Below are 23,184 nucleotides of genomic sequence, written 5' to 3'. Positions count from 1 at the left end.
AATAGGTTCATGGGATCTACCACCTTTTTATCTTTTATAAATAATGAACTTTCAGTAAATGAGTTTCAACAAAAGCTGTATTTACTTTTTAAGGCTGGCACAGAATAAGATTAATGGGTGTAATATAAGGCCAAATCTGATATAATATATTATATTATAAAAATGTAGGTGAGAATATGTACCAAGCCTTATATAGACAGTATAGACCTAAAAACTTTGATGATGTTTTAGGTCAAAAACATATAACAATTACATTAAAAAATCAAATACAGAAAGAGAATGTAGGTCACGCTTATTTATTCTCTGGAACCAGAGGTACAGGTAAGACCTCCACAGCAAAAATATTTTCTAGAGCTGTAAACTGTTTAAATTCCCATGATGGAAATCCGTGTAATGAATGTGAAATATGTAAGGGAATACTAGATGAAAGTATAATTGACGTTATAGAAATGGATGCAGCCAGCAATAGGGGTATAGATGATATTAGGGAATTAAGGGATAAAGTAGTATATCCGCCGGCTAGAGCAAAATATAAGGTTTATATAATAGACGAGGTTCATATGTTAACTATTCAGGCCTTTAATGCATTGCTAAAAACCCTTGAAGAACCTCCAAAGCATTTAATATTTATTCTGGCAACAACAGAACCTGAAAAACTACCTCAAACAATTCTATCTAGATGTCAAAGGTTTGACTTTAAAAGAATTACTACAAAGGATATAATAGAAAATATGAGGGGGATTTGTAGTAAATTAGGATTAGAGGTGGATGGAAAGGTATTAAGTTTAATAGCTAGAAATTCTGATGGAGCCATGAGAGATGCTTTAAGTTTACTAGATCAATGTATATCCTTTGGTAAAGGTAAAATCAATTATGAAGATGCCATCGGTATATTGGGTATAGTAAATACTGGGCTAATAACTAATATTATAGATAATATAATAGGCAAGAACTTAGAGAGTGTATTGGAAATAATAGATGAAGTCATCCAAAATGGTAAGGATATTCATCAATTTATTAAGGATTTAATTATGCACTTTAGAAATCTAATGATAATTAAAACATCCAAAAATCCCTTAGAGTTAATAGATATAGATGAAGAATTATTAGAAAAGTATATGGAGCAAAGTAAAAACTTAGAATTAAGCTTTATACTTAAATCTCTAGATATACTTACAACAGCAGACGAAAAGGCAAAATGGTCAACTCAACCTAGGATAATTCTTGAGATGGCAGTAATTCAAATAACAAAAATAGAAGATAGTTTTTCTTTAGAAGAAAGAATAAAAAGATTAGAACAAGGTGTACCTCAGAAAAGAGAAGTTGTAAAAGAACAACCTAAATTAGAAAATACTTATGTAAAAAATATACAAGAAGTAAAAAAAGAAGAGATAAAGAAGGAAGAATATCAGGAGGAATTACCTGAAAAAGAAAGTTTTACAGATGATGGAAAAGACTTAGAGTTTGAGGCAATAACTAAAGAGTGGCAACAAATACTACAAAGTATAAAGTCTAAAAAGATGAATATTTTTGCCTTACTTATTGAGGGTGAACTTATTAGCTACTCCAACAACACATTGACCATAGGATATAAAGAAGGATTTGGTTTCCATAAGGATGCCATAGAAAAACCTGCTAATAAGGAATTTGTAGAAAATATTGTTTCTACTTATTTTAAGAAAAACATAGACATAAAATTTATAATGGGTAGTGAAAAACCAAAAGTTAAAGATGAAAAAAAAAACAAAGATGAATCTATAAAAGAAGTTATAGACTTCTTTGGAGAAGATATAGTAGAAATAAAATAAGGAAGGAGAATTTATTATGGCAAAACGTGGATTCCCAGGAATGGGTGGAAATATGGGAAATATGATGAAACAAATGCAAAAGATGCAAAAACAAATGGAGGAAATGCAAAAACAATTAGAAGAAACAGAGGTAGAAGCAACTGCGGGTGGTGGAGCTATTTCATGTAAAGTAAATGGCAAAAAAGAAGTTCTTGAAATCACCATAGATGAAAGCGTAGTAGATCCAGAAGACGTGGAAATGCTGCAAGACTTAGTTTTAGCTGCTGTAAATGAAGCACTTAGAAAAGCTGAAGATATGATGACTAAGGAAATGAATAAACTTACTGGTGGAATGAATATCCCAGGATTGTTCTAATAGAAAGGGAGTATGTAATGGAACAGTATGCACTACCTATAGCCAACTTAATAGAGCAGCTATCGCATTTACCAGGTATAGGTAGAAAAACTGCTCAAAGATTAGCCTTCTATATATTAGAAATGGAAGACATAGATGCAGAAAAGTTATCTAAATCCATTATAGATGCAAAGGAGAAAATAAGACTTTGTAGTATTTGCTGCAACTTAACAGATGAAGACCCATGTAATATTTGTAGAGATAATATGAGAGATAAGTCTATAATCTGTGTAGTGGAAGGAGCCAAAGATATTATAGCCATGGAGAAATCTAGGGAGTATAAGGGACAGTACCATGTACTCCACGGAGTAATATCTCCAATGGATAATGTGGGACCTGATGATATAAGAGTTAAAGAGCTTTTAAATAGACTATCAAAGGATGAAATAAAGGAGATAGTTCTAGCTACTAACCCAACAGTGGAGGGTGAAGCTACAGCTCTTTATATATCAAGGCTGATAAAGCCCTTAGGTATAAAAGTAACAAGAATAGCCCACGGTATACCAGTAGGTGGAGATCTTGAGTACTTTGATGAGGTGACCTTAGCAAAGGCCATGGATAATAGAAGAGAGATATAAGAAATAAAACTATATTGTATTCAAAAGCAGGAGAAAGAATGGACTAAAATCCAAGAAATCTCCTGCTTTTTTTATTTGAAAAATTTAATTTTCAAGTTATAGATATAAAATATTATATTAATGGTAATTTGAGTATTATTAAAATATATCAATAAATTTTTTGAATAGATAAATCCTATTTAACATACTGGAGATTAAATGTTATACTACTCAATGGAAAAAGAAATTGTTAGAAGTTTATCATATATTTTAGAATGATTTGTGGAAATAATGGATTAATTGGGAGGAAATATTATGAGAGATTATATTAGAAAGCGTATTACTACTGGAATCTTAACAATATTATTTTCTTTTTGTTTAACCTTTTTTTTGATTAGATACGCTCCAGGAAATCCTATAAAGGTTTTAGCAGGTACAGAAAATCCTAATCCAGAGCTTATAGAGCATTTAACAGCTAAATATGGATTAGATAAATCGATTCCAATCCAGTTTGTCAATTATATAAAAAATATATTAAAAGGTGATCTTGGATATTCCTATATGAGCAATGAGCCTGTGTCAAAGCTAATCAGTGAAAAGTTATTTGCCACAATCTTACTTACTTTAACAGGGGTTATATTGTCAGTGGTAGTAGGAACATTCTTGGGTGTATATGCAGCAAGGAAGGCAGGGTCTATATTTGACAGGCTTATGTGTAGTTTTTGCTATGTTTTTGATGCTATTCCAGGCTTTTGGCTTGGATTAATTTTGATACTTATATTTGCATCTAAATTTGGAATTTTACCTACTTCAGGAATGTATGATTTAAGGGCTGATCATCAAGGATTTGCTCGTGTTTTAGACACTATAAAGCATATGGTTTTACCTGTCAGTACTCTATTTATAATTCAGATGCCAATGTATTTCAGAATATCCAGATCCTCAGTTTTACAGACTATGTCAGAGGATTTTATTTTGACTTTAAGGGCGGCGGGAATGAAAGAGAATAAGATATTTAATAAATATGTGTTGAGAAATGCTATAATCCCTACTATTACAAAACTCAGCTTATCTTTAGCATTTATAATTAGTGGGGTAGCTTTGATAGAGATAGTTTTTGCATGGCCCGGTATGGGCAGACTTATTATGGATGCAATAATGAAAAGGGATTATCCACTGCTAACAGGTGTATATCTGATGATCTCTGTATCTATTTGTGTAGTTATGATTATTACTGATATTATCTATGCTTTAATAGATCCAAGAATCAGGCTTGAATAAGGATGTGTTATATTATGAAGAATGTGAAATATATATTGAAGAAAATATGCTCTACTAAGGAACTATTGCTCGGCATTACAATTCTTATAATATTGATTTTAGTAGCAATACTGTCCCCCTTTATTGCTACTAATGACCCTTATTTTTTAAACGATGATTTAACTGCAAGACCTTCTTCTAAATATATTTTTGGTACTGATGGTTTAGGCAGAGATGTATTTAGCATGGTAGTTTGGGGTGCTAGGACATCATTAAAGGTAGGAATTGTAGTTGCTTTTATATCGTCGATTATAGGGACATTAATAGGAGGTATTGCAGGATACCTAGGGGGAAAGACTGATAAAATAATTTCCGAGATAATAAATATTTTTTTAATGCTGCCTACTTTTTTTCTAATATTAATTATTATTGCAATCTATGGAAGCAGTTTAACCAATATAATAGTTGTCATGGCATTAACAAGTTGGACAGGCACTGCAAGATTGATGCGCTCCCAAGCAATATCCCTAAGGGAAAGGACATTTATAAAAAGTGCTCAAACCATTGGTGAAGGTAATATTAGGATATTATTTAGGCATATTATACCTAATGGAATTTTCCCGATTATAGCAGATTCCACCATGGCTATATCGTCTGCAATATTATCCGAGGCAGGCTTATCCTTCTTGGGTCTTGGAGACCCTAACGTTATAAGCTGGGGTAAGATAATTGCAAATGGAAAAGTATATCTTCCCCGTAGTTGGTGGATATGCACTTTTCCAGGGTTGGCAATTGTATGTACAGTGCTTTCCTTTTATTTAATCGGAGAAGGAATGAATCGTCTGTTAAACCCTAAATTTAATGGGAAAGACTGAGGAGGATAAAATGTCATTACTTAATATAAATAATCTAAATATTGTATATAAAGTTAAAGGGAAAAGAATTAAAGCAGTAAAGGATTTATCTTTGAATATAGAATCAGAAGATTCCATTGGAATAGTTGGTGAATCTGGGTCAGGAAAGTCAACATTTGCTATGTCGATTCTTAGTCTCCTTCCCAAAGAAATAACAGAGATAACGGGAGATATTATATTTGATGGGACTAATCTGTTAAAAATAGATGAAGAAAGATTGAGACAAATAAAGTGGAAGGAAATTGCATATGTCTTCCAAAAATCAATGAATTCACTAAGTCCAGTACATAAAATCGGACTTCAAATGAATGATATATATAAAATTCATAAAGCATATGCCACCGATAGAGAGGCTAAAGAGAGGATATTTGAATTATTTAATCTTGTGAATCTCTCAGAGGGAGTATATGATCTTTACCCTCATGAATTATCAGGGGGAATGATGCAAAGGGTCAGTATAGCTCTTAGTTTACTTCATTACCCGAGACTATTGATATTAGACGAGGCAACAACTGCTTTAGATGTTGTGACACAGGGACAGATACTTGAGGAGATAATGGAGCTTGAAAAAAAGTTAAAATTGACAAGGATAATGATAACTCATGATGTGTCAGTAGTATCTTTAACATGTAAAAAGGTTGCAGTGATGTATGCAGGCTATCTTCTTGAATCTGGATATGTGGAAGATGTCCTTAGTTTACCTAAGCATCCTTATACTAGGGAGCTTTTGAATTCCCATCCATCTCTTACAGGAGAGAGAAATAGGTTAAAGGGGATTCCAGGTTCTTTTCCGGATCTTAGTGCAGTACATAAGGGCTGTATCTTTGCTGATAGATGCAAAGAGTCTATGGATATATGCTTTGTCAGTGAGCCAAAGACAGTAGAGCTATCAAATGATTGGAAGGTAGCATGTCATTTAGTAGGAGGTGAATATAATGACTAGCCTCATAACAGTAAAGGATTTAAGGAAATGGTATGTTCAAAAAAAGAAACAAACCATCAAGGCTGTAGATGGAGTTAGCTTTTCCCTTGAAAGAGGAAACATATTGGGAATAATAGGTGAGTCTGGCTGTGGTAAATCTACTTTGGGGAGATTATTAGTTGCTTTAGAGAGTCCTACAGAGGGAATTATTGAATTTGAAGGCAGGCCTATTGAATGCATATTGAGAAATAAAGATTTAAAATTTAGGAGAGATTGTCAAATGATTTTTCAGAATCCATTTGATACCTTTGACCCTAGAGATAATGTTAAAAGGATATTGACTACTGCGTTAAAAATACATAGTATAGGTAATTCTGAGGAAGAAAGAATAAATATTTGTATATCAGTTATGGAGAAAGCAGGTATAAGACCAGCAAAGGACTATCTTTCCAGATATCCTCATGAGCTTTCTGGAGGGCAGCTTCAAAGAATATCCATAATTAGAGCTATGCTATTAAATCCCAAGATTATTATTGCTGATGAGCCTGTATCCATGCTAGATGTGTCAGTTCGTGCAGATATAATAAATCTATTGCTGCATCTCACTGAGGAGCAAGGGGCTGGGATGATGTTTATAAGTCATGATATTGCAACGACACGTTATATATCCCATAGGATTGCAGTAATGTACTTAGGGAAAATAGTAGAGATTGGGCAAGCAGATGATGTAATACATAATCCAAGGCATCCATATACAAAGGCATTGATTTCAAACTGTGGATCCATAAATCCATTTGATAATAGAGATTTAATTAGAATAAAGGGAGAACCGCCTACTCCTATTGATACAGGTCCAGGCTGTTATTTTGCTCCGAGATGCTATAAAGCAGGTGAAGAGTGTAACAAATCATATCCTATTATGGAAGAAGTAGGAGATAATCATTATGCAAGCTGTTTTTATTTATTTAATTAAGGAATTAATTCCTTAATTAAATAAATAAAAAAATGAAAGCAGAGGTGAAAAATGAGGTCCGAATGACAAAAAATTAATTGGATTAGCTTGAAATTACATAATTAATCAAGCTGTATAAAGAAATATACTACATAAAAAATGGAGGGAAAGTAAATGAGAAAGATATCCTTACTTCTTGTTATAGTTCTATGTCTTGGACTATTTACAGGATGTGCTAAGAAAAATGAAGCTCCAGAAGCTGGGGAGACAGAAGCTGTGGCAAAGGTTGATTCTGAATCAGAGGTTTCATCTGGACCTAAGGAAGGTGGAACATTTATAGCAAGTGTATCTAGAGAGCCCCAAACATATAATCCTGATGCTCATTCTGATGATGGTGCATACCCGGTGATTCAAAATGTTTTCAATAAGCTTGTAAAGATTAATGGATATGATCAAGTAGTTCCAGATCTTGCTAAGGAATGGGAATTCTCTGAAGATGCTAAAACTATAACATTTCATCTACAAGAAAATGTTAAATGGCATGATGGTAAAGACTTCAGCTCAGAAGACGTAAAGTGGACTTTTGACCAGATAATAAAGGAAAAAGGCTTTGCTTCAGCATCACTTTCAGATATTGAAGAAATTATATGTCCTGACAAAAATACAGTAGTATTTAAGCTTAAAGGACCTAATTCAGGATTATTAGGATATGTAGCATGGTTTGGAACATATATAATGCCAAAGCATATATATGAAGGAACTGATTGGTTAGAAAACCCTGCAAATCAAAGTCCAATAGGTACTGGTCCATTTAAATTTGTAGAGCATAAAAAGGGACAAAGTGTAACTATTGAAAGAAATGATGAATATTGGGGAGATAAACCATATTTAGATAAGGTAGTGTTCTCTATAATTCCAGAGCAGAGTACTGCTTATCAAGCATGGCTAAATGGGGAAACGGACGAAAATAAACATGGTGTTCCCGCTAATGAGCTTAGTGGATTTGAAAACAATCCGGATTATGTAATATATGACAAACTTTGGCCAAACAAAGGATATATACATTTTAATGTAAATAAGGGCAAATTTGCTGACTTAAAAGTCAGACAAGCAGTAGCTTATGGTATAGATAGAGATGAAATTTTTACTAAGGCATTAAAAGGCATTGGTGAAAAAGCAGAATATTTCATATCACCTCTTTATGATTGGGCAATAAATGAAGACGCAAAGCTTCCAGAAAGAGACATTGAAAAAGCAAAAGCTTTACTTGAAGAAGCAGGATATAAGGCTGATGATAATGGAATATATTTCACTACAACAGTGGATACTTATCCTGGATTTGATGATATAGTAGAAGTCCTTAAATCAAACTTCAAAGAATTTGGCATAGATCTACAAGTTAATGCAATGGACGATGCAGCTTATGATGAGAAGGTTTGGTTTGGACGTGATTTTGAATTAACAATGCTTGGCGGATACCAAGGTCCAGATATATCAGCAATAGGAAATCGTATTGGTGCAGGTACTTCAATGAATCTAGGAGAATATAATAATCCTAGAGTAGAAGAATTATTGAAACAAGGGGTAATCTTATCTTCAGAAGAAGACAGGGCACCTATATATAAAGAAATACAAAAAATATTATCAGAGGATCTTCCAAATATATTTTTATATGAAAAGGGAGCAAAGATAGTGGTTAAATCTTATGTAAAAGGTCATCCAGCAGGAGATGCTGTGGAAAAAGCATCAGAATCAGAATATACTTATATATGGTTAGATAAATAATTTAGATAAAATGAGGGACAAAACTATTGTCCCTCATTTTATCTATAAAAAATCAAGGGTGTAGAAGACTACGTGAATTATTGTAATTTAATAAAAATGCTGTAGATAATAACTGCAACATACTTATTCCATTATTATTTCCCTTTTTGAAAAAATTGAATAACTTATTTTATACGTTATAAAATTCCAAATTAGCATTAAACCATCATTTTCCGCCTATAGCTATTTAATACCCTAAAAGGTATATATGAAAATATTAAAATAGATAAATCGAGACATATAATTCTTCTTTTCCTATCTAATTGAATCAAAATTTACTTATCAATCTCCAACAACCAATCAACACTAACTTTAAGTATCTTAGAGAATGCTATCAGCTCAATATCCGTAATAATTCTTTTCTGTTGTTCAATTTTTGAAATGCTTGCCCTATCTACATAGACAGCAAGTGTTTCAAGTTTTGCTGATAATTCCTGTTGTGTAAGCTTGTTTTTTAATCTTGCAATTTTTACTCTAGGTCCTGCAACATTACGCTCCTTAGAATCTAATATTAACTTCATAATATACCACCCTTTTGTTCTTTATTGGAACACTTGTATTTTATCCAAAACTATGTAATAATATGTTCTAATAAAGAACAAAATTTAATAACGGGGGATATTTATTATGTCTAAAGGGGATAAACATAGGGAAATAGTTCATATTGTGTTAGATAAAAGATGTAATATAGAATATACCAGCATAGACAATCAAAACGCAATATCATATATTGAAAAACTAAAGATTTTACAAAGATTGTCTGATGATTTGCCAATTCAATATGATTTAGGGGATTGTTATGTAAACCTTGACAAGGTTAATATTGCCAATAAAGTATACTATTTAATTACAATTATAGAGGAATATGATAAGTGTACTGATTGTAGTAGGGTATTCATTGATAAGGTCACAGGACTATATAATCGTAACTACTGGGAGAGACTTATCAATGATGAAATGTCTAATCTTGTGGCAGAAAACTTTACCTTGATAATTATTGATGTGGATAATTTAAAGGGAATAAATGATATATATGGTCATACGGCAGGTGATAAAGTCATTGAGATTGTAGGAGAAGGGATTAAAAAGTGCATAAGGAAAAGTGATGTGGGGTTAAGATATGGGGGGGATGAATTTATAATTTTGCTTTTTAAACAAGACAGAAATATAGCTTATAAAGTTATAGAAAGAATTAGGGGAGAAATCCATAGATTATCAGTAAGTTATGGGTTAAATATTCAATTTAGTGCAGGAATTGCTTATAGCAATTCATTAAAAAATATGGCGGACACAATGACTATGGCAGATAAAGATTTATATAGAGAAAAAGGATTAAAAAATAGATGAAAGTTAAAAAGTTACTGTGACTTATACTCTCAAAATAAAGTTCTATATCGAGAAGGAAGAAACATGAGAAAAATCCCATGTTTCTTCCTTTTTTAACCCCTAAATCCCTTTGATCCTTAAAGTATTATTTCCTTTTTGGAGAAAATTGAATAACTTATTTTATACATTATAAAATTCCAAATTATTGCAATTAGTGGAGAACTGTAAAGGAGAATAACGATAAATTGTTCTGTCAATTCAATTCCTAATAAGAGCAGCAATTGGTAGATAGCAAAACAAATGACAACGGGAATAACAAATGTAATTATGGATAGAGTTCTTGCCTTCTCTGCACCAAACTTAAACAATAATGGAATGGACATACTTCCTAAAATTATAGAAATCATTAGGCCTACTATGGTAACGGTTAAAATTGTAATCATACTGTTAATATCCAATACCAATTTGTTAAGGAAAATTCCCCCAATACTACCGACAATAAGACCGGAGATTACACCTATGGTTGAAAAGATGAGAAGTACAATAAATTTGCTGAGAACATATTCTTGTCTTGAAATAGGTGTAACCATGGCATATTTAGCCCATTTAGAATTATCATCAAAGCTAAAGGTAGTGATAACCATCATACTACAGAGAATTCCACTTGTAATAATATATTTTTCTATGCCTCCTTGTGGTATTATAATTATTGCAAAAACAATAAGCATGAATAACATAGATTTTGCATTATGCCCAATGTTAAGTAAATCCTTCAATATCAAACTTTTCATTTTACCTGTTCCCCCTTTACATAAAGTAAAAGAATATCATCAATAGAGGCATTATCTATTACTGCTGATTTATATTTCCTTTTTGCCTTTTCTTTATCATCAACTAAAACCTCCCATTGATAATCACATTTACGATATGCAAGAATTTCTGATTTATCTATTGTGTCAAAAACAGTAGCCCCACAACGAATAATACCATAATTGTAGATGAGTTCATCTTTTTTCTTATTGAAGATGACCTTTCCTTTGTGAATGAAAGTAATATAATCAGCTACTTTTTCTAAATCTGCTGTAATATGTGATGACATCATAATCGAATGATTTTCATCTTGAACAAAGTCAAGAAAAACATCTAAAATATCATCACGCATAATAGGGTCGAGACCACTGGTTGCTTCATCTAAAATTAAAAGTTTTGGATTATGGGATAGAGCAACTGCAATGCATAGTTTAACTTTCATCCCCTTAGAAAATGTTTTAATTTCTTTATTTAAGGGAAGCTGAAACCTTTTGATATAGTTATGATAAGTAGAGGTGTCCCATTGTCTATAAGCTGTTGCAGAAATTTTTTCCACCTTTGCTGGGGTTAGGGTTTCGTAAAAATTGATACTATCAAATACTACACCTATATCCTCTTTAAGTTGTTTTGGATTGGAAGATAGCTCCTCACCCCAAAAAGTCACACTACCACTATCTTTTTGAACCAAATCCAAAATCGCATTTATAGTTGTACTTTTGCCAGCACCATTTTCTCCAATTAGTCCCATGATAGTACCTTTTGGAATTGAGAATGAAACATTTTCTAATTTGAAATCTGGATACTGCTTTGTCAAATTAGTTACTGTTAAAATAGGTTCCATAATTATTCCTCCTCTTGATAAAATATGGTTAGAAGCTCAACCAATTTGCTTAATGGAATACCACTGGTCCGTCCAATATCAGCAGCTTCCTGTAAATGTTCTTCAGCTAATCTTTGCTGTTCTTCTTGATAAAAATCTTTATTTTGAGCTGATACGAAACTGCCACGACCAACAGTAGTTTCTATAAATCCATCTCTTTGTAAATCCTCATAAGCCCTTTGAACGGTAATCACACTTATATGGAGAGATTTTGCCAGTGCACGCATAGAAGGAATGGGCTCGCCTGTTTGTAATTTTCCGCTCATAATCATTGCCTTTATTTGTGATGTTATCTGTTCATAGATTGGCTTACTTGTATTGCTGCTTATAATAATTTCCACATCACACCCCCTAACTGTACAGTAGTGTACATATCGAATAAGTACATTTTATCATACATGATAATAATGTCAAGAAATAAATAAAAGATAATAAAGAATAGTAATTGTGCTCTTGTTAATCCTTTCAAAATCCAAAGATTTATTCTTTATTTTATAAAAAAGTTGTATTTTTATGGCATTAAAAGATAGATTATAAGATAATAAAGAATAAGGACAGAATATCTTTGATGGTATTCTTCCATACAGTATGAATAAGATATTATTATATTAAAACAGGAGGTAGGGTATGAGAAAATCAATAGTATTATCTTTATGCTTTATTTTAGCTGCTTTTATTTTTGTTTCTTGTGGGGCTAAAAAGGATGTTGTGCATATGGGAGTAAATGCAGAAATTTTAGAAATTATTGAAGAAGAAAAAACTATGTTAGTAAAAGGCTTAGATGAAAATAGCATCTTAGGTGATAAATGCTATGTAGGATGTAAAAATGCTTACTTTATTGAAGTTATTGATGGTGAGCCTGTTGATATTACATTTAATGATTTCTCTGTAAAAGATAAGATAACAATAGATGTAGTTCAGGTCGTAGAGACCTATCCATCACGAACAACAACAGAACGTGTACAGTTGATTCAAAGGACTAGTAAAAATTATGATAAAATAAGTGCATATATGGAAGAAGAATGTAGAAATGTTTTCTCGTCGTATTATGAGCTGCTAGATTTTGAAATATCAAATTATCAGGAAGAAGCTGTGAATGAAAAGATTGAATCTATTTTTTTCTATAAGCTGATATATAAAAATTACGATAAAGATCCAGATACAGTGGGATATATTAAAGAGGCAAAGGAACGTGGAAGTAATAACTATCAGCAAATGTATGATGAATACTTGCAACCAAAGGAAATGAATTTTGAGCTAAGGCTCATTATAGATGAAAATGATTTAATAACTTTATACTCTAATATTTCTCCAAAAGGAATTGAGTGGGAAGAAATAAAGATGTCTGATTTTATTTTAAGCAACTAACAATCCGTAAGTGAATTACCTCGAAAACAATGTTCTGATGTATTTAAAATAAATGAAATAGGGTAAAAGTAAGTAGGTTATGTAATTGATTATGGAATATAATTGGTTCAGTAATTAAGAATAATTCTATAAAATATAGTAAATTAGAGGTGGTTATAAAATGTTAAGTACCCTAAGTTATATTGGAGAGAAGCTTAATAATGCTAAAGTAGTTTGGGCAGTTGGTGCTTCAATATTGCTAAACCAATACAATCTAGTGGAAAAACCTAATGATATAGATATTTTTGTAGATACTAAGGATATTCATAAGGTAGATAAAATTCTTAAAGAAATAGGTAAGAAGAAACTGTGGGAAAAGACTTCTATTTACTCAACAGAATACTTTTATGAATATATAATAAGAGGAATTGATGTTGATGTAATGGCAGGATTTGCAGTTAATCATGTTGAAGGAGTTTTTGAGTATATTTTTGATAACAATTCCATTTCAGAATTAAAAAGCATTAAAGGAGTAGATATTCCATTTACTTCATTGGAGGATTGGTATGTACTTTATCAATTAATTCCTAACAGAGAATTTAAAGTGAAGATGATAGAAGAACATCTTCTATCGAATGGAATTAAGAACCCTTTTTTATTGAAAAGAGCATTAGATGGGAATTTGCCGATAGAAGTAGAAGAGAAAATCAAAATTATGTTAGACTCAGATTAATCATAATAAGTATACGAAATATTATATACATATTCTAATTTTCCTCTTGTTCTAGGAATGGCTATAGCATTAATTAAATAGCAAAATTTAATCAACTAAATAATTTTACATTATCACAGGAGGTGAATATATGAATATAAAGGCATTGAAAATAAAGAATATTGATGTTTACTCCATGACCTTTTCAGGCGTTTTATATCTAGGGCTTGGAGTAGTGTTTTTAACCCAGAAAGAGACTGTCACATTGGCAGTAAAGAGTATGTTAAATATACTTGCCATACTTTTTACTATAACTGCAATTTTTCAAATTATAGGTTTTACTCCTATTAAGAAAAAGAGGCTTAATTCAATATCTAGGCTCTTTGGATTTGTGACTAACTTAATTATGGCTTCTACTCTCTATTTTAAGCCTACATTTGTTCTTTCGATTTTTCCAATATCTTTTGGGATTTATGCTTTTTTTAGTGGGATAATTAGACTCTTAATTTATATGCAATATAGGAAAAATAAAGTAGAGAGAAGGTTTTTTATTGTAGTGGTAGCTATAATCTTGATACTCTTTGGAATGATTATAATAGTACATCCTTTAGCATCAATTTTGTCCATTTATAGTATAATTGGAGTATTTTTCATTATCTATGGAATTTCATTTATCATAGATGCTCTATTGGATGGATTATCTATAGAGATGAAAAATTCTTTTAAAAGAAGAATTAGAATTAATCTGCCTGTGTTTATGGTTGCATTTATTCCCCATAAGATTTTAATGAAAATTAATAAAGCCTTGGAAACGGAAGAAATAAATGAAGAAAACTTAATTATATTAAAAGAAGATACTGATTTTGATTTAGAAGTTTTAATACATGTAGGAGATAAAGGTATTTCTGCTTTTGGCCATGTGGACATTTGGTTTGAAGGCAAGGTCATGACTTATGGCAGCTATGATGAAGATACATATAAGCTAGCTGGGCTTATATCAGATGGAGTTCTGATGGAAATCTTTAATAAGGAAAAGTATATAGAATTTTCTCAAAAACATATGGGAAAAACTTTATTTGGATTTGGTTTAAAACTTAATGAAGGTCAAAAGAAAAGAGTAAGAGACAAAATAGAAGATATTCATAAAAACTTATATGAATGGTATCCTAAAAGTAAAACTGATGAAGAATTAGGGATAATACCTGAAATTCCCTGTAAAGATTATGCAAGTATGGTGTATGAAAAACTAAAGGGTAAGTTCTATAAATTTATAAAAGGCCCATTTAAAACGTATTTTGCCTTAAATACAAATTGCGTTCTTTTAGCAGATACCATAGTTGGACAAACAGGAATAGATTTAGTAAAAATCCAAGGACTTATTTCACCAGGAGCTTATTTTGAGTTTTTTAATAGAGAATTTCTGCGAAAAAATAGTTTTGTAATATCTAGAACCATATACCATAAAGATGATAAGTTAGAGAAAGAATAGTCATTTATTTTTCTTATGAAATTTTATATCCTAAAGTAAAATTAGGGGTTCACATATTAGACAAGATTAAAATTTAGCTGCATATAAATATAGATAAATAATATTAAGGGGGAGTAAAATGGATAATGAAACAAAAAAACTAGAGTTTTATGGCGGAGAATGGGTTTCTTTCCTACCCTTTGTTGTATTTTTAGGTATGATTATACTTACAACATTTCACTATGGCTCCATATCAGATGGTGCTCTCTGGGTACCTGCATTTATTGCATTAGTAGTTGCTTTCTTCTTCGCAAAGGATAAGGAGAGGTACTCTGATGCTTTAATAAGTGGTATGGCTAGTAGAGAGGCCATAGTTCCTATAGTTTGCTGGATCTTCGCAGGAGTATTTTCTAGAATTCTTCGTACATCAGGATTGGCAACTGGCATTGCTGGTGTGGCTGCATCCATGGGAATTCAAGGCACTTTTTTCATAATAATATCATTTTTAGCATCAGCAGTATTTGCCACAGCTTCAGGGACAGGGTTTGGTACTATTGCTGCAGGAATGGGTGTCTTATATCCAGCAGGTATTGCTTTAGGAGCACATCCAGCTCTTTTAGCCGGGTCTATTATCTCTGGCGCTGCTTTTGGTGATAATCTTGCACCAGTTTCTGATACAACTATTTGTTCAGCCACCTCCCAAGGTGTTGATGTTCCCGGTGTAGTTAAGTCTCGTTTAAAATATGCCATTGCCGCAGGGATTATAGTTATTATTGGAATTATCATTATTGGAAGTGGCTATAAAGGAAATATTTCCGCTGTGGAATCTATTTCATATGATCCTAAGACTTTATTCATGCTTATTCCAGTTGCTTTAACAATATGGATTGCTGTTAAATCTGGTGATATTATTATTGCAACCACAATAGGGTCTGTATTAGCGGGTGGCACAGCAGTTTTATTAGGGCTAATGGATTTTATCCAGATAGATCCTGCTGCTGATGTAGTTAAGGAAGCTTTAATTAGGGTATCAGGTATTGGACTTGATAGAACAGTAGACGGTGTTATTTATACAGGTATAAATAGTATGATGCAAGTTGTAGTTTTAGCTCTCTTATTATTTAGTTCCATTGAAATCATGAGGGCGGGTCATGGAGATATAAAATTATTAAATGCTTTAGGAAAAGTGGCTAAAAATGCTAGAAGTGCTGAATTAGTTATAAGCTTTATGATTATAATACTTTCTGGCTTAATGGGTCTAAATGCTCCTGCAATACTAGCAGTAGGTGCTTCTTTTGCCAAACCCCTTGGAAAGAAACATGGTATTAGTCCCTATCGTATAGCAAACCTTTTGGATGCTCAGTCTAATACATTAGTTTATTCTCTGCCTTGGACTCCTGCCATAATTTATACCATAGGTTTTGCAAAAGATAGTGCAGCTCCACTTTCAGCCATTGAGGTAACACCCTATGTATTATATTCCTATGGAATGATCTTAGTAATGTTTGTCACTATAATATTTGGAATTGGCAGATATGATAATATGGAGAAGCATGAGAACATTAAGTAAAGCTATATATAATAGATTTATAAATCATAAGGATAATTAAATCCTAGAAGTATTCCCGGGAGAAATCTCGTAAATATTTCTGGGATTTTTATTTTTGGATTTACAGTTATTCCATATAATGGAATATATGCCATAAGAAGTAAGTAACAGATTTAAAGGTTCTATGTTAATATATAAATATTACAAAATTGTAACCTAATTTTTATTACTTTTTGAAGAAAGGTGGGAGCTAATGATAAGCAGACTTAAAAGATTTTGGCTAATGTTAATACTTACAGTTATGGTCGTTGCCATAATTCCTAAAAATACATATGCTAATTTAGAATTATCACAGAATAAAGGAGGTATCCCAAGTAACTGGGCAAGATTAGAAATTGAGAAAGCTAAGGAAAGAGATATTCTACCAGAAAAAATTCAAGGAGATTATAGAGGAAATATTACAAGGGAGGAATTTACGGAACTTGCAGTAAGACTATATCAAGTTTTAAGTAAAAAAGAAATTGGGTTACAGGGAGAAAGTCCATTTATTGATACAAAAAATCCATATATTACAATGGCAAATAAGCTAGGTATAATAGATGGTAAAGGGGATGGAACTTTTGGTTCAAATGAAAATGTCACTAGGGAAGAAGTAAGTGTAATTTTATATCGTACACTACAGACAGCAAAACCAAGATATGATTACTCAAATTCTAATGACTACGAATTTAATGATTATAATAAAATTTCTAGTTGGGCAAGACAAGCTATAAACTATTTATATGGTGCAGAAATTATAAATGGCGTTGCTGAGCAGGAATTTGACCCTCAAGGCTATACTAGCAGAGAGCAGGCAATTGCCTTTGCAATGAGAGCATATGATAAAGTAATTGCATCTGACAGAGCATCAAGAAATGGTATAACCATATCAAGAGGCGGGACAAGCAGGCAGCTAAATAGTCAAGAAAATGATTCAAGTGCCAAAATAAAAAATATTATATCACAACAAATGGGAAAACCTTATGTATGGGGTGCAGTAGGGCCTAATAGTTTTGATTGTTCTGGTTTAACTCAATATATATTTGGTAGACTTGGTATAACAATACCAAGAACATCAAGAGAGCAAATAACAGCTGGAACCCAAGTGGCAAAGAAGGATTTAAAATACGGAGATTTAGTTCTTTTTGCAAGAGATGGTAGAAATATAAATCATGTAGGAATATATGTAGGAGATGGAAATTTCGTACACGCTCCTCAATCAGGAGATGTAGTAAAGATAACTACTCTTGCATCAGGATACTATGCAAGTAGCTATTATACTGCAAGAAGGGTTCTTCCCTAGATAAAGCCTAATAAAAGAGTTTCTATAAAGAATTGGAACGTAGATAATTTAGGAAACTTGAGATATAAAATAGTAATATTTTATAAGAAATCCATGTGATAATTTAACGTTTATATAGATAACCAACATGAAATCATAATAAAAAGTACTAAGAGAGTGCATTTGCAGAATATGGAATAACTCCCAATGAATGAAGCTATAAAATCCGTAAAGAAATTTATATGTTTGAGCGTAGCGAGTTTATAAATTTTAGGATTTTGTAGCTGAATGAATTGTAGGAGTTATCCATATTCGAAACAGCACGAACGTGTATTTTTTCATTATGATGTTGGTTATCTATAATATATACAAATATAAGGGAGTGCTCTCTATATAATAAATAGAAGAACACTCCCTTTATATTTAATCGTTAATCTCCCTTAAGAAAAGCTCATTTTCACTTAGAGATGACTTATGATATCTTAAATCCATTCACTATTAATTTTTATTTCCTTTTTAAGTGTGATAGGATAGTTGTTGTTCTTAGCTCTTTCTATTACATTATCAATGAAGGATTTTGGATCTAAACATTCTTCTGGAACTAATATTCCAGTTTTATCTATCTTACCTTGAGCAAGCATTTCGGCTCCTAGAGCTAAAGGAATACTAGTTACTGGACCCATTTGAGATAGAAAATCATATTTATGTGTTACATGATAATTATCCTTTGTTCCCTTAACTTCAACAGAAGTAGCAGAATAAATAGTTTCTGGCTCACCTTCTAGAAGTTCAGTTCTAGGTGGATGAGACATAAGTAGACTTATTAAAAAGTCACGAGGTACAACTTCCATACCATTTACCATTAATGGTTTTTTACTAGCTAAACCTACTGCTGAAAATATGCTAAATAATTCAAGGATTTGGCTTGGGAATACTCCAAGCTTTATTACAAGATTTTTAATTTCTGGAAGAACTCTTGGTAATGAAAATACTTCTGGATGTCCCATTGTAGACACTAATAAATTTCCAAAAGGAGGCCCAAAATCATAAACTTCTTTTCCTTCAAAGCCATTTTCGTAAATTTTCTCTCCATCTTTTATTAATGGAACTTGTCCAAAAAAGTTTTCAATAGTATGATCTAATACAGCAGGACCTTCTGGCTCTCTATTATTAATAGCCATATATATATTAATATCTTCAACTTTATCTAATTCATTGGCACTATTCATAGCCATTAAAGGAATCAATCCAGGACTAGCGCCTAATCCGACAATAACAGAAATATTTTTTTCTTTAGCTAGTTTTTGACTTTCCTCTGTAAATACTTTCTCATGAACTATAACATCATCGCAATAGTCAACATAGTTGACTCCAGCCTCAATAGTAGCATTAATGATCTGCTCTCCTAATAAATAATAAGGACCAGTACAATTTGCTACAATATCGGCACTACAAATTAAGTCCATTAACTTCTCTTTATTAAAGATATCTACCTGTGCCGCTGATAATTTTGGAGAATTAAATTGTTTAATTACCTTTTCAATTTTTTCTAAATTTCTACCTGCTAGAACAATTTCATCAAATACATTTCCTTTAAGCAGTGACTCTACAGCAAATATACCTTGAGCACCACTTCCACCTAGTACAACAATTTTCATATTAAATCCTCCTTTAGATTTATAATAAATATTTAACAAAGACTTGTAAAAATTGAAATAAATAGCAAAATTATTCCATTGTTTTACATATATTTACAATACAATAATCTCATATCTTGATAAAAATATATACTAAGAAATATAAATATGGTAAGTAAGTCCTAAATATAGTTTATAAATAATCATAAGAGAGTCTGCAATAGCTTGTTTTAGCAAAAAAATAAAATTATAAAATATATTAATAATAATTACGTCATGTGTATTATACATAAGGAGGTAATTTTGTCAAGTATTGTTATAAACTGGAATAAAATATATAATAAATTTCATAAGTCTAATTTTATAAATATGCTGCTATTCATATATCATATTATTTCAGAGAGATATTAAAGATAGGATGATAATGCAATTAGAAGGAGGTCTTGAAATGAAAAGTATTAGAACTAAACTCATTATTTATTTTTCTATTCTGCTTTTAGTAGCATCTATTTCGACAGGTCTCATAACTATAATTACAGCTGACAAATTATTGACACAGGAAATAGGAGAAGCATCACATATAGTTTCCGTATTAAGATGGAAGATTATAAAAGACATGATTATTAATGTAATATGTGGTATAGTCATTGTATATTTTATAGGAAATGCAATTACTAAACCAATTATTGCAGGGGTAAGGCATTTGGAGCAAATAGCTAAATATGATATAACCAATGAGATTCCTCAAAAATATGCTAAAAGAAAAGATGAAATTGGCAGTCTTAGCAGAGCTTTAGAACATATTACAGATAATCTTAAAGATATTATAAAGGATATAAATAATTCGTCAAATGAAGTTGCCGCTGCCTCAGAAGAAATGACAGAGATTACTCATCAATCATCTATTGCCATAGACGAAGTAGCTAAAACGGCAGAGGAAATAGCAAATGGGGCCTCTGAACAAGCACAAAATACTGAAGAAGCTTCATCAAAGGCAACTGAACTGGGAAATATTATTGAAGAAGATCTTGAATATATAACAAAATTAACCTATGAATCTAATAAGATAATAGAAATAATTGATGATGGTATGATAGAAATCGAAAATTTATATAATATAACACAAGAAAGCAATAATGCAGCAAAAGAAATTCAGAATTCTATATCTAAAACAAAGGATAGTTCCAATAAAATCAGTGAAGCAAGCAATCTAATATCATCAATATCAGAACAGACTAATTTATTAGCCCTAAATGCTGCCATAGAAGCAGCAAGAGCAGGAGAAGCAGGAAGAGGGTTCTCAGTTGTGGCGGAGGAAATCAGAAAACTGGCAGAACAATCTTCTTTTTCAACAGAAGCTATTAATCAAGTAGTTGATGAATTACAGGATAATGCTGACAATACAGTACGAATCATGGAACGAGTAGGAGTTATAGTTGATGAGCAGACAAAAAATGTTACAAACAGTAAAGATAAATATATATTAATATCAGAAACAATGAGAGATACAGAAAAGATTGTGCAGCAAATAAATATTTCAGGAAAAAATAAAGAAGAAACAAAAAATGAAATACTTAATTTTTTACAAAATCTTTCTGCTATTGCAGAGGAAAACTCAGCTGCTACACAACAAGTAACAGCATCAATGGAAGAACAAGCAGCTTCCACAGAAGAAATATCTAAAGGAAGTGAAGATTTATATAAATTAGCACAGGACTTACAATCTATTATTGCAAAGTTTAAAGTCTAATAGATATATAGAAAAACATAGGTAAAATTTTACCTATGTTTTTATTTTAACCTCAAAATATATTCTAGAATAGAATTTACAGTAATGGTATAATAATTATGATGTGAAATTAATTTATGTCGAAAAACAATAGATATATAGCTAAAATGTTAAACTTAAATAAAAGTAGAGGTGATAATAATGACTAAAGAAATTAATGAAAAAAGACATTCAAAGGACTGTATGATTTGTGGACAAGAACTAGAATATTTTGAAGAGTATAAGGACTTAGAATGTCTATATTGTCATAAAAAGTTTAAATCCAATGTAAGTTGTAAAGACGGACATTATGTATGTGATTCTTGCCACTCCATGAGTGGAAATGATTTAATAGAAAATTACTGTAAGAATACAGATAAAGTAGATCCTATTGAGATGGCAATTGAAATTATGAAAAATCCTCTAATAAATATGCATGGACCAGAACACCACTTCTTAGTACCAGCAGTTCTTATAACATCTTATTATAATATTAAAGATGAAAAAAAGAATAAAATCAAAAAGCTTGCTGTTGCAAAGATGAGAGCTAAGGATGTGAAGGGAGGAATATGTGGGTTTTATGGAAACTGTGGTGCTGCAGTAGGTACAGGGATTTTTATGAGCATAATAACAGAGGCAACTCCATTGACAAAGGAAAACTGGGGACTAGCAAATTTAATGACAGGTACGGCTTTAATAGAAATATCTAAAACTGGTGGTCCAAGATGTTGTAAAAGAAATGTATTTACAGCAATAAAGACAGCATCAAAGTTTGCAGATGAATATCTTGAAACTAAGATGTATGATTATCAGGAATACAAACCTCTATGTACTTTCAAATCTAATAATAAAGAGTGTTTAAAGTTAGGATGTCCCTACTTTAAATAAGTTCTTATCACTAAAAACATCTCAAAAATTATTTCAAATAATAATTTTTGAGATGTTTTTTAGTCACTAATATTAAATTCTTCCCAAGGTAATTCCTCATAAGGCAAAGAAGTAAATTCTACATATTCCTTACTTTTAGGATGGTTAAATCCTATTTTATAAGACCAAAGAGAAATCTGGGTCCATTCCTTTTTCTTTACAAAGGTCTTATTGTATTTATTATCTCCCCATATTGGTAAACCAGCGTGAGATAATTGAACTCTTATTTGATGATGACGACCAGTTTTTAATATAATTTTTAGCAATGTTAATGTTCCATATTTTTCGGTATCTATCGTATCCAGTACCTTATATTGAAGGATAGCTTCTTTAGAGCCATGGGTGCCTTCATCAACAACTTTGCTCATATTTATAGTACGAAGCTTTTTTAAATAATTCCTTAATTCTCCTTCAGTTTCTGAAGGGCTTCCACATACTATTGTAAGATATTCCTTATAAAGTCTTCTAGCTGAAACTTCTCTTGAAAGAAAGGAATTAGATTCTTTAGTTTTTGCATAGACCATAACTCCACCAACAGGCCTATCTAATCTATGTATCAGTCCAAGATAAGGTCTGTTTAATATACTCATTAGATCTTCATCAGAGGTTTTATCACTTTGACAAGGAAGTTTCGGCGGTTTTTCCACTACTAGTATATCTTTATCTTCAAAAATAATTTTAATATCCATATTTTCCTCCATAAATTTATTTTCATATATTTTACCATTTTTCTACATAAAAAGTTTAGTTATAATAATATTATATTATAGTATAGTAAAAAATAAAGGAAAGAAAATAATATATAGAG

General features: G+C 31.4%; 22 protein-coding genes. 16 read left to right on the top strand and 6 right to left on the bottom strand.

Translation table 11 applies throughout. The features are described from left to right. Positions 1 to 176: 176 nt before the first annotated feature. The 8 genes from dnaX (at position 177) to RBU61_RS16670 (ending at position 8,592) form a co-directional block, all read left to right on the top strand. Positions 177 to 1,808 (top strand): DNA polymerase III subunit gamma/tau, encoded by a 1,632-nt coding sequence (gene dnaX, locus RBU61_RS16705; protein WP_308876782.1) that lies wholly within the window; start codon positions 177 to 179, stop codon positions 1,806 to 1,808. Positions 1,809 to 1,824: 16 nt separating this feature from the next. Then, positions 1,825 to 2,163, top strand: a complete 339-nt coding sequence (locus RBU61_RS16700; RefSeq protein ID WP_154440604.1) for a YbaB/EbfC family nucleoid-associated protein — start codon at positions 1,825 to 1,827, stop codon at positions 2,161 to 2,163. A gap of 17 nt (positions 2,164 to 2,180) precedes the next feature. After that, positions 2,181 to 2,780 (top strand): recombination mediator RecR, encoded by a 600-nt coding sequence (recR, locus tag RBU61_RS16695; protein WP_308876781.1) that lies wholly within the window; start codon positions 2,181 to 2,183, stop codon positions 2,778 to 2,780. 294 nt (positions 2,781 to 3,074) lie between these two features. Continuing rightward, positions 3,075 to 4,040: an ABC transporter permease gene (locus tag RBU61_RS16690; protein WP_308876780.1), complete on the top strand. Its 966-nt coding sequence runs from the start codon at positions 3,075 to 3,077 to the stop codon at positions 4,038 to 4,040. A gap of 14 nt (positions 4,041 to 4,054) precedes the next feature. Next, complete coding sequence (locus RBU61_RS16685; RefSeq protein WP_308876779.1) at positions 4,055 to 4,894, top strand: ABC transporter permease; 840 nt, start codon at positions 4,055 to 4,057, stop codon at positions 4,892 to 4,894. 10 nt (positions 4,895 to 4,904) lie between these two features. Further along, positions 4,905 to 5,876: an ABC transporter ATP-binding protein gene (locus RBU61_RS16680; RefSeq protein ID WP_308876778.1), complete on the top strand. Its 972-nt coding sequence runs from the start codon at positions 4,905 to 4,907 to the stop codon at positions 5,874 to 5,876. Continuing rightward, on the top strand, positions 5,869 to 6,828 hold the full coding sequence (locus tag RBU61_RS16675; protein WP_308876777.1) for an ABC transporter ATP-binding protein: 960 nt from the start codon (positions 5,869 to 5,871) through the stop codon (positions 6,826 to 6,828). The genes RBU61_RS16680 and RBU61_RS16675 overlap by 8 nt, the downstream gene beginning before the upstream one ends. 153 nt (positions 6,829 to 6,981) lie before the next feature. Beyond that, the gene (locus RBU61_RS16670; RefSeq protein WP_308876776.1) at positions 6,982 to 8,592 is read left to right on the top strand and encodes an ABC transporter substrate-binding protein; all 1,611 of its coding nucleotides are present in this window, start codon (positions 6,982 to 6,984) and stop codon (positions 8,590 to 8,592) included. Between the two features lie 314 nt (positions 8,593 to 8,906). On the opposite strand, the gene RBU61_RS16665 is transcribed toward RBU61_RS16670, so the two are convergent. Beyond that, on the bottom strand, positions 8,907 to 9,152 hold the full coding sequence (locus RBU61_RS16665) for a helix-turn-helix transcriptional regulator (RefSeq protein ID WP_308876775.1): 246 nt from the start codon (positions 9,150 to 9,152) through the stop codon (positions 8,907 to 8,909). A 106-nt stretch (positions 9,153 to 9,258) separates the two neighbouring features. On the opposite strand from RBU61_RS16665, the gene RBU61_RS16660 reads away from it, so the two are divergent. Further along, positions 9,259 to 9,978 carry a GGDEF domain-containing protein gene (locus RBU61_RS16660; RefSeq protein WP_308876774.1) on the top strand — a complete coding sequence of 240 codons (720 nt, stop codon included), beginning with the start codon at positions 9,259 to 9,261 and terminating at the stop codon, positions 9,976 to 9,978. Positions 9,979 to 10,094: 116 nt separating this feature from the next. Here the strand turns inward: RBU61_RS16660 and RBU61_RS16655 are convergent, their stop codons facing one another. The 3 genes from RBU61_RS16655 to RBU61_RS16645 are packed head-to-tail and all read right to left on the bottom strand — an operon-like array spanning position 10,095 to position 11,988. Then, a complete protein-coding gene (locus RBU61_RS16655; protein ID WP_308876773.1) occupies positions 10,095 to 10,748 on the bottom strand; it encodes an ABC-2 transporter permease in 654 nt (217 codons plus the stop codon). Further along, on the bottom strand, positions 10,745 to 11,608 hold the full coding sequence (locus RBU61_RS16650) for an ABC transporter ATP-binding protein (protein ID WP_308876772.1): 864 nt from the start codon (positions 11,606 to 11,608) through the stop codon (positions 10,745 to 10,747). The genes RBU61_RS16655 and RBU61_RS16650 overlap by 4 nt, the downstream gene beginning before the upstream one ends. Before the next feature lie 2 nt (positions 11,609 to 11,610). Next, positions 11,611 to 11,988: a GntR family transcriptional regulator gene (locus RBU61_RS16645; RefSeq protein ID WP_308876771.1), complete on the bottom strand. Its 378-nt coding sequence runs from the start codon at positions 11,986 to 11,988 to the stop codon at positions 11,611 to 11,613. Between the two features lie 286 nt (positions 11,989 to 12,274). Here RBU61_RS16645 and RBU61_RS16640 point away from each other — a divergent pair, with 286 nt between their 5' ends. The 5 genes from RBU61_RS16640 (at position 12,275) to RBU61_RS16620 (ending at position 18,065) form a co-directional block, all read left to right on the top strand. Then, positions 12,275 to 13,015: a hypothetical protein gene (locus RBU61_RS16640; protein WP_308876770.1), complete on the top strand. Its 741-nt coding sequence runs from the start codon at positions 12,275 to 12,277 to the stop codon at positions 13,013 to 13,015. Between the two features lie 160 nt (positions 13,016 to 13,175). Then, positions 13,176 to 13,727, top strand: a complete 552-nt coding sequence (locus tag RBU61_RS16635) for a hypothetical protein (RefSeq protein WP_308876769.1) — start codon at positions 13,176 to 13,178, stop codon at positions 13,725 to 13,727. A 130-nt stretch (positions 13,728 to 13,857) separates the two neighbouring features. After that, complete coding sequence (locus RBU61_RS16630; RefSeq protein WP_308876768.1) at positions 13,858 to 15,195, top strand: DUF308 domain-containing protein; 1,338 nt, start codon at positions 13,858 to 13,860, stop codon at positions 15,193 to 15,195. A 118-nt stretch (positions 15,196 to 15,313) separates the two neighbouring features. Further along, complete coding sequence (locus RBU61_RS16625) at positions 15,314 to 16,744, top strand: Na+/H+ antiporter NhaC family protein (protein ID WP_308876767.1); 1,431 nt, start codon at positions 15,314 to 15,316, stop codon at positions 16,742 to 16,744. Between the two features lie 232 nt (positions 16,745 to 16,976). Then, on the top strand, positions 16,977 to 18,065 hold the full coding sequence (locus RBU61_RS16620; protein ID WP_308876766.1) for an NlpC/P60 family protein: 1,089 nt from the start codon (positions 16,977 to 16,979) through the stop codon (positions 18,063 to 18,065). 461 nt (positions 18,066 to 18,526) lie between these two features. Here the strand turns inward: RBU61_RS16620 and RBU61_RS16615 are convergent, their stop codons facing one another. After that, the gene (locus RBU61_RS16615; RefSeq protein ID WP_308876765.1) at positions 18,527 to 19,702 is read right to left on the bottom strand and encodes a saccharopine dehydrogenase NADP-binding domain-containing protein; all 1,176 of its coding nucleotides are present in this window, start codon (positions 19,700 to 19,702) and stop codon (positions 18,527 to 18,529) included. Positions 19,703 to 20,129: 427 nt separating this feature from the next. Between RBU61_RS16615 and RBU61_RS16610 the strand changes: the two genes are divergently transcribed. After that, positions 20,130 to 21,431: a HAMP domain-containing methyl-accepting chemotaxis protein gene (locus RBU61_RS16610; protein ID WP_308876764.1), complete on the top strand. Its 1,302-nt coding sequence runs from the start codon at positions 20,130 to 20,132 to the stop codon at positions 21,429 to 21,431. Between the two features lie 180 nt (positions 21,432 to 21,611). Further along, positions 21,612 to 22,337 (top strand): DUF5714 domain-containing protein, encoded by a 726-nt coding sequence (locus tag RBU61_RS16605; protein WP_308876763.1) that lies wholly within the window; start codon positions 21,612 to 21,614, stop codon positions 22,335 to 22,337. 59 nt (positions 22,338 to 22,396) lie between these two features. Here the strand turns inward: RBU61_RS16605 and RBU61_RS16600 are convergent, their stop codons facing one another. Then, on the bottom strand, positions 22,397 to 23,065 hold the full coding sequence (locus tag RBU61_RS16600; protein ID WP_308876762.1) for an RNA pseudouridine synthase: 669 nt from the start codon (positions 23,063 to 23,065) through the stop codon (positions 22,397 to 22,399). Between the last annotated feature and the right edge of the window lie 119 nt (positions 23,066 to 23,184).

The sequence above is a fragment of the Tissierella sp. MB52-C2 genome (assembly GCF_030931715.1).
Lineage (GTDB): Bacteria > Bacillota > Clostridia > Tissierellales > Tissierellaceae > Tissierella.
Note: the sequence above shows the minus strand (reverse complement) of the source record. Positions and strands in the feature narration are given on the sequence as shown.

Coding starts and splice junctions, on each gene's coding strand:
- RBU61_RS16655 (WP_308876773.1), bottom strand. CDS start 10,748: ATGAAAAGTTTGATATTGAAGGATTTACTTAACATTGGGCATAATGCA.
- RBU61_RS16700 (WP_154440604.1), top strand. CDS start 1,825: ATGGCAAAACGTGGATTCCCAGGAATGGGTGGAAATATGGGAAATATG.
- RBU61_RS16625 (WP_308876767.1), top strand. CDS start 15,314: ATGGATAATGAAACAAAAAAACTAGAGTTTTATGGCGGAGAATGGGTT.
- recR (WP_308876781.1), top strand. CDS start 2,181: ATGGAACAGTATGCACTACCTATAGCCAACTTAATAGAGCAGCTATCG.
- RBU61_RS16685 (WP_308876779.1), top strand. CDS start 4,055: ATGAAGAATGTGAAATATATATTGAAGAAAATATGCTCTACTAAGGAA.
- RBU61_RS16690 (WP_308876780.1), top strand. CDS start 3,075: ATGAGAGATTATATTAGAAAGCGTATTACTACTGGAATCTTAACAATA.
- dnaX (WP_308876782.1), top strand. CDS start 177: ATGTACCAAGCCTTATATAGACAGTATAGACCTAAAAACTTTGATGAT.
- RBU61_RS16670 (WP_308876776.1), top strand. CDS start 6,982: ATGAGAAAGATATCCTTACTTCTTGTTATAGTTCTATGTCTTGGACTA.
- RBU61_RS16665 (WP_308876775.1), bottom strand. CDS start 9,152: ATGAAGTTAATATTAGATTCTAAGGAGCGTAATGTTGCAGGACCTAGA.
- RBU61_RS16680 (WP_308876778.1), top strand. CDS start 4,905: ATGTCATTACTTAATATAAATAATCTAAATATTGTATATAAAGTTAAA.
- RBU61_RS16620 (WP_308876766.1), top strand. CDS start 16,977: ATGATAAGCAGACTTAAAAGATTTTGGCTAATGTTAATACTTACAGTT.
- RBU61_RS16660 (WP_308876774.1), top strand. CDS start 9,259: ATGTCTAAAGGGGATAAACATAGGGAAATAGTTCATATTGTGTTAGAT.
- RBU61_RS16610 (WP_308876764.1), top strand. CDS start 20,130: ATGAAAAGTATTAGAACTAAACTCATTATTTATTTTTCTATTCTGCTT.
- RBU61_RS16650 (WP_308876772.1), bottom strand. CDS start 11,608: ATGGAACCTATTTTAACAGTAACTAATTTGACAAAGCAGTATCCAGAT.
- RBU61_RS16615 (WP_308876765.1), bottom strand. CDS start 19,702: ATGAAAATTGTTGTACTAGGTGGAAGTGGTGCTCAAGGTATATTTGCT.
- RBU61_RS16600 (WP_308876762.1), bottom strand. CDS start 23,065: ATGGATATTAAAATTATTTTTGAAGATAAAGATATACTAGTAGTGGAA.
- RBU61_RS16635 (WP_308876769.1), top strand. CDS start 13,176: ATGTTAAGTACCCTAAGTTATATTGGAGAGAAGCTTAATAATGCTAAA.
- RBU61_RS16605 (WP_308876763.1), top strand. CDS start 21,612: ATGACTAAAGAAATTAATGAAAAAAGACATTCAAAGGACTGTATGATT.
- RBU61_RS16630 (WP_308876768.1), top strand. CDS start 13,858: ATGAATATAAAGGCATTGAAAATAAAGAATATTGATGTTTACTCCATG.
- RBU61_RS16640 (WP_308876770.1), top strand. CDS start 12,275: ATGAGAAAATCAATAGTATTATCTTTATGCTTTATTTTAGCTGCTTTT.
- RBU61_RS16675 (WP_308876777.1), top strand. CDS start 5,869: ATGACTAGCCTCATAACAGTAAAGGATTTAAGGAAATGGTATGTTCAA.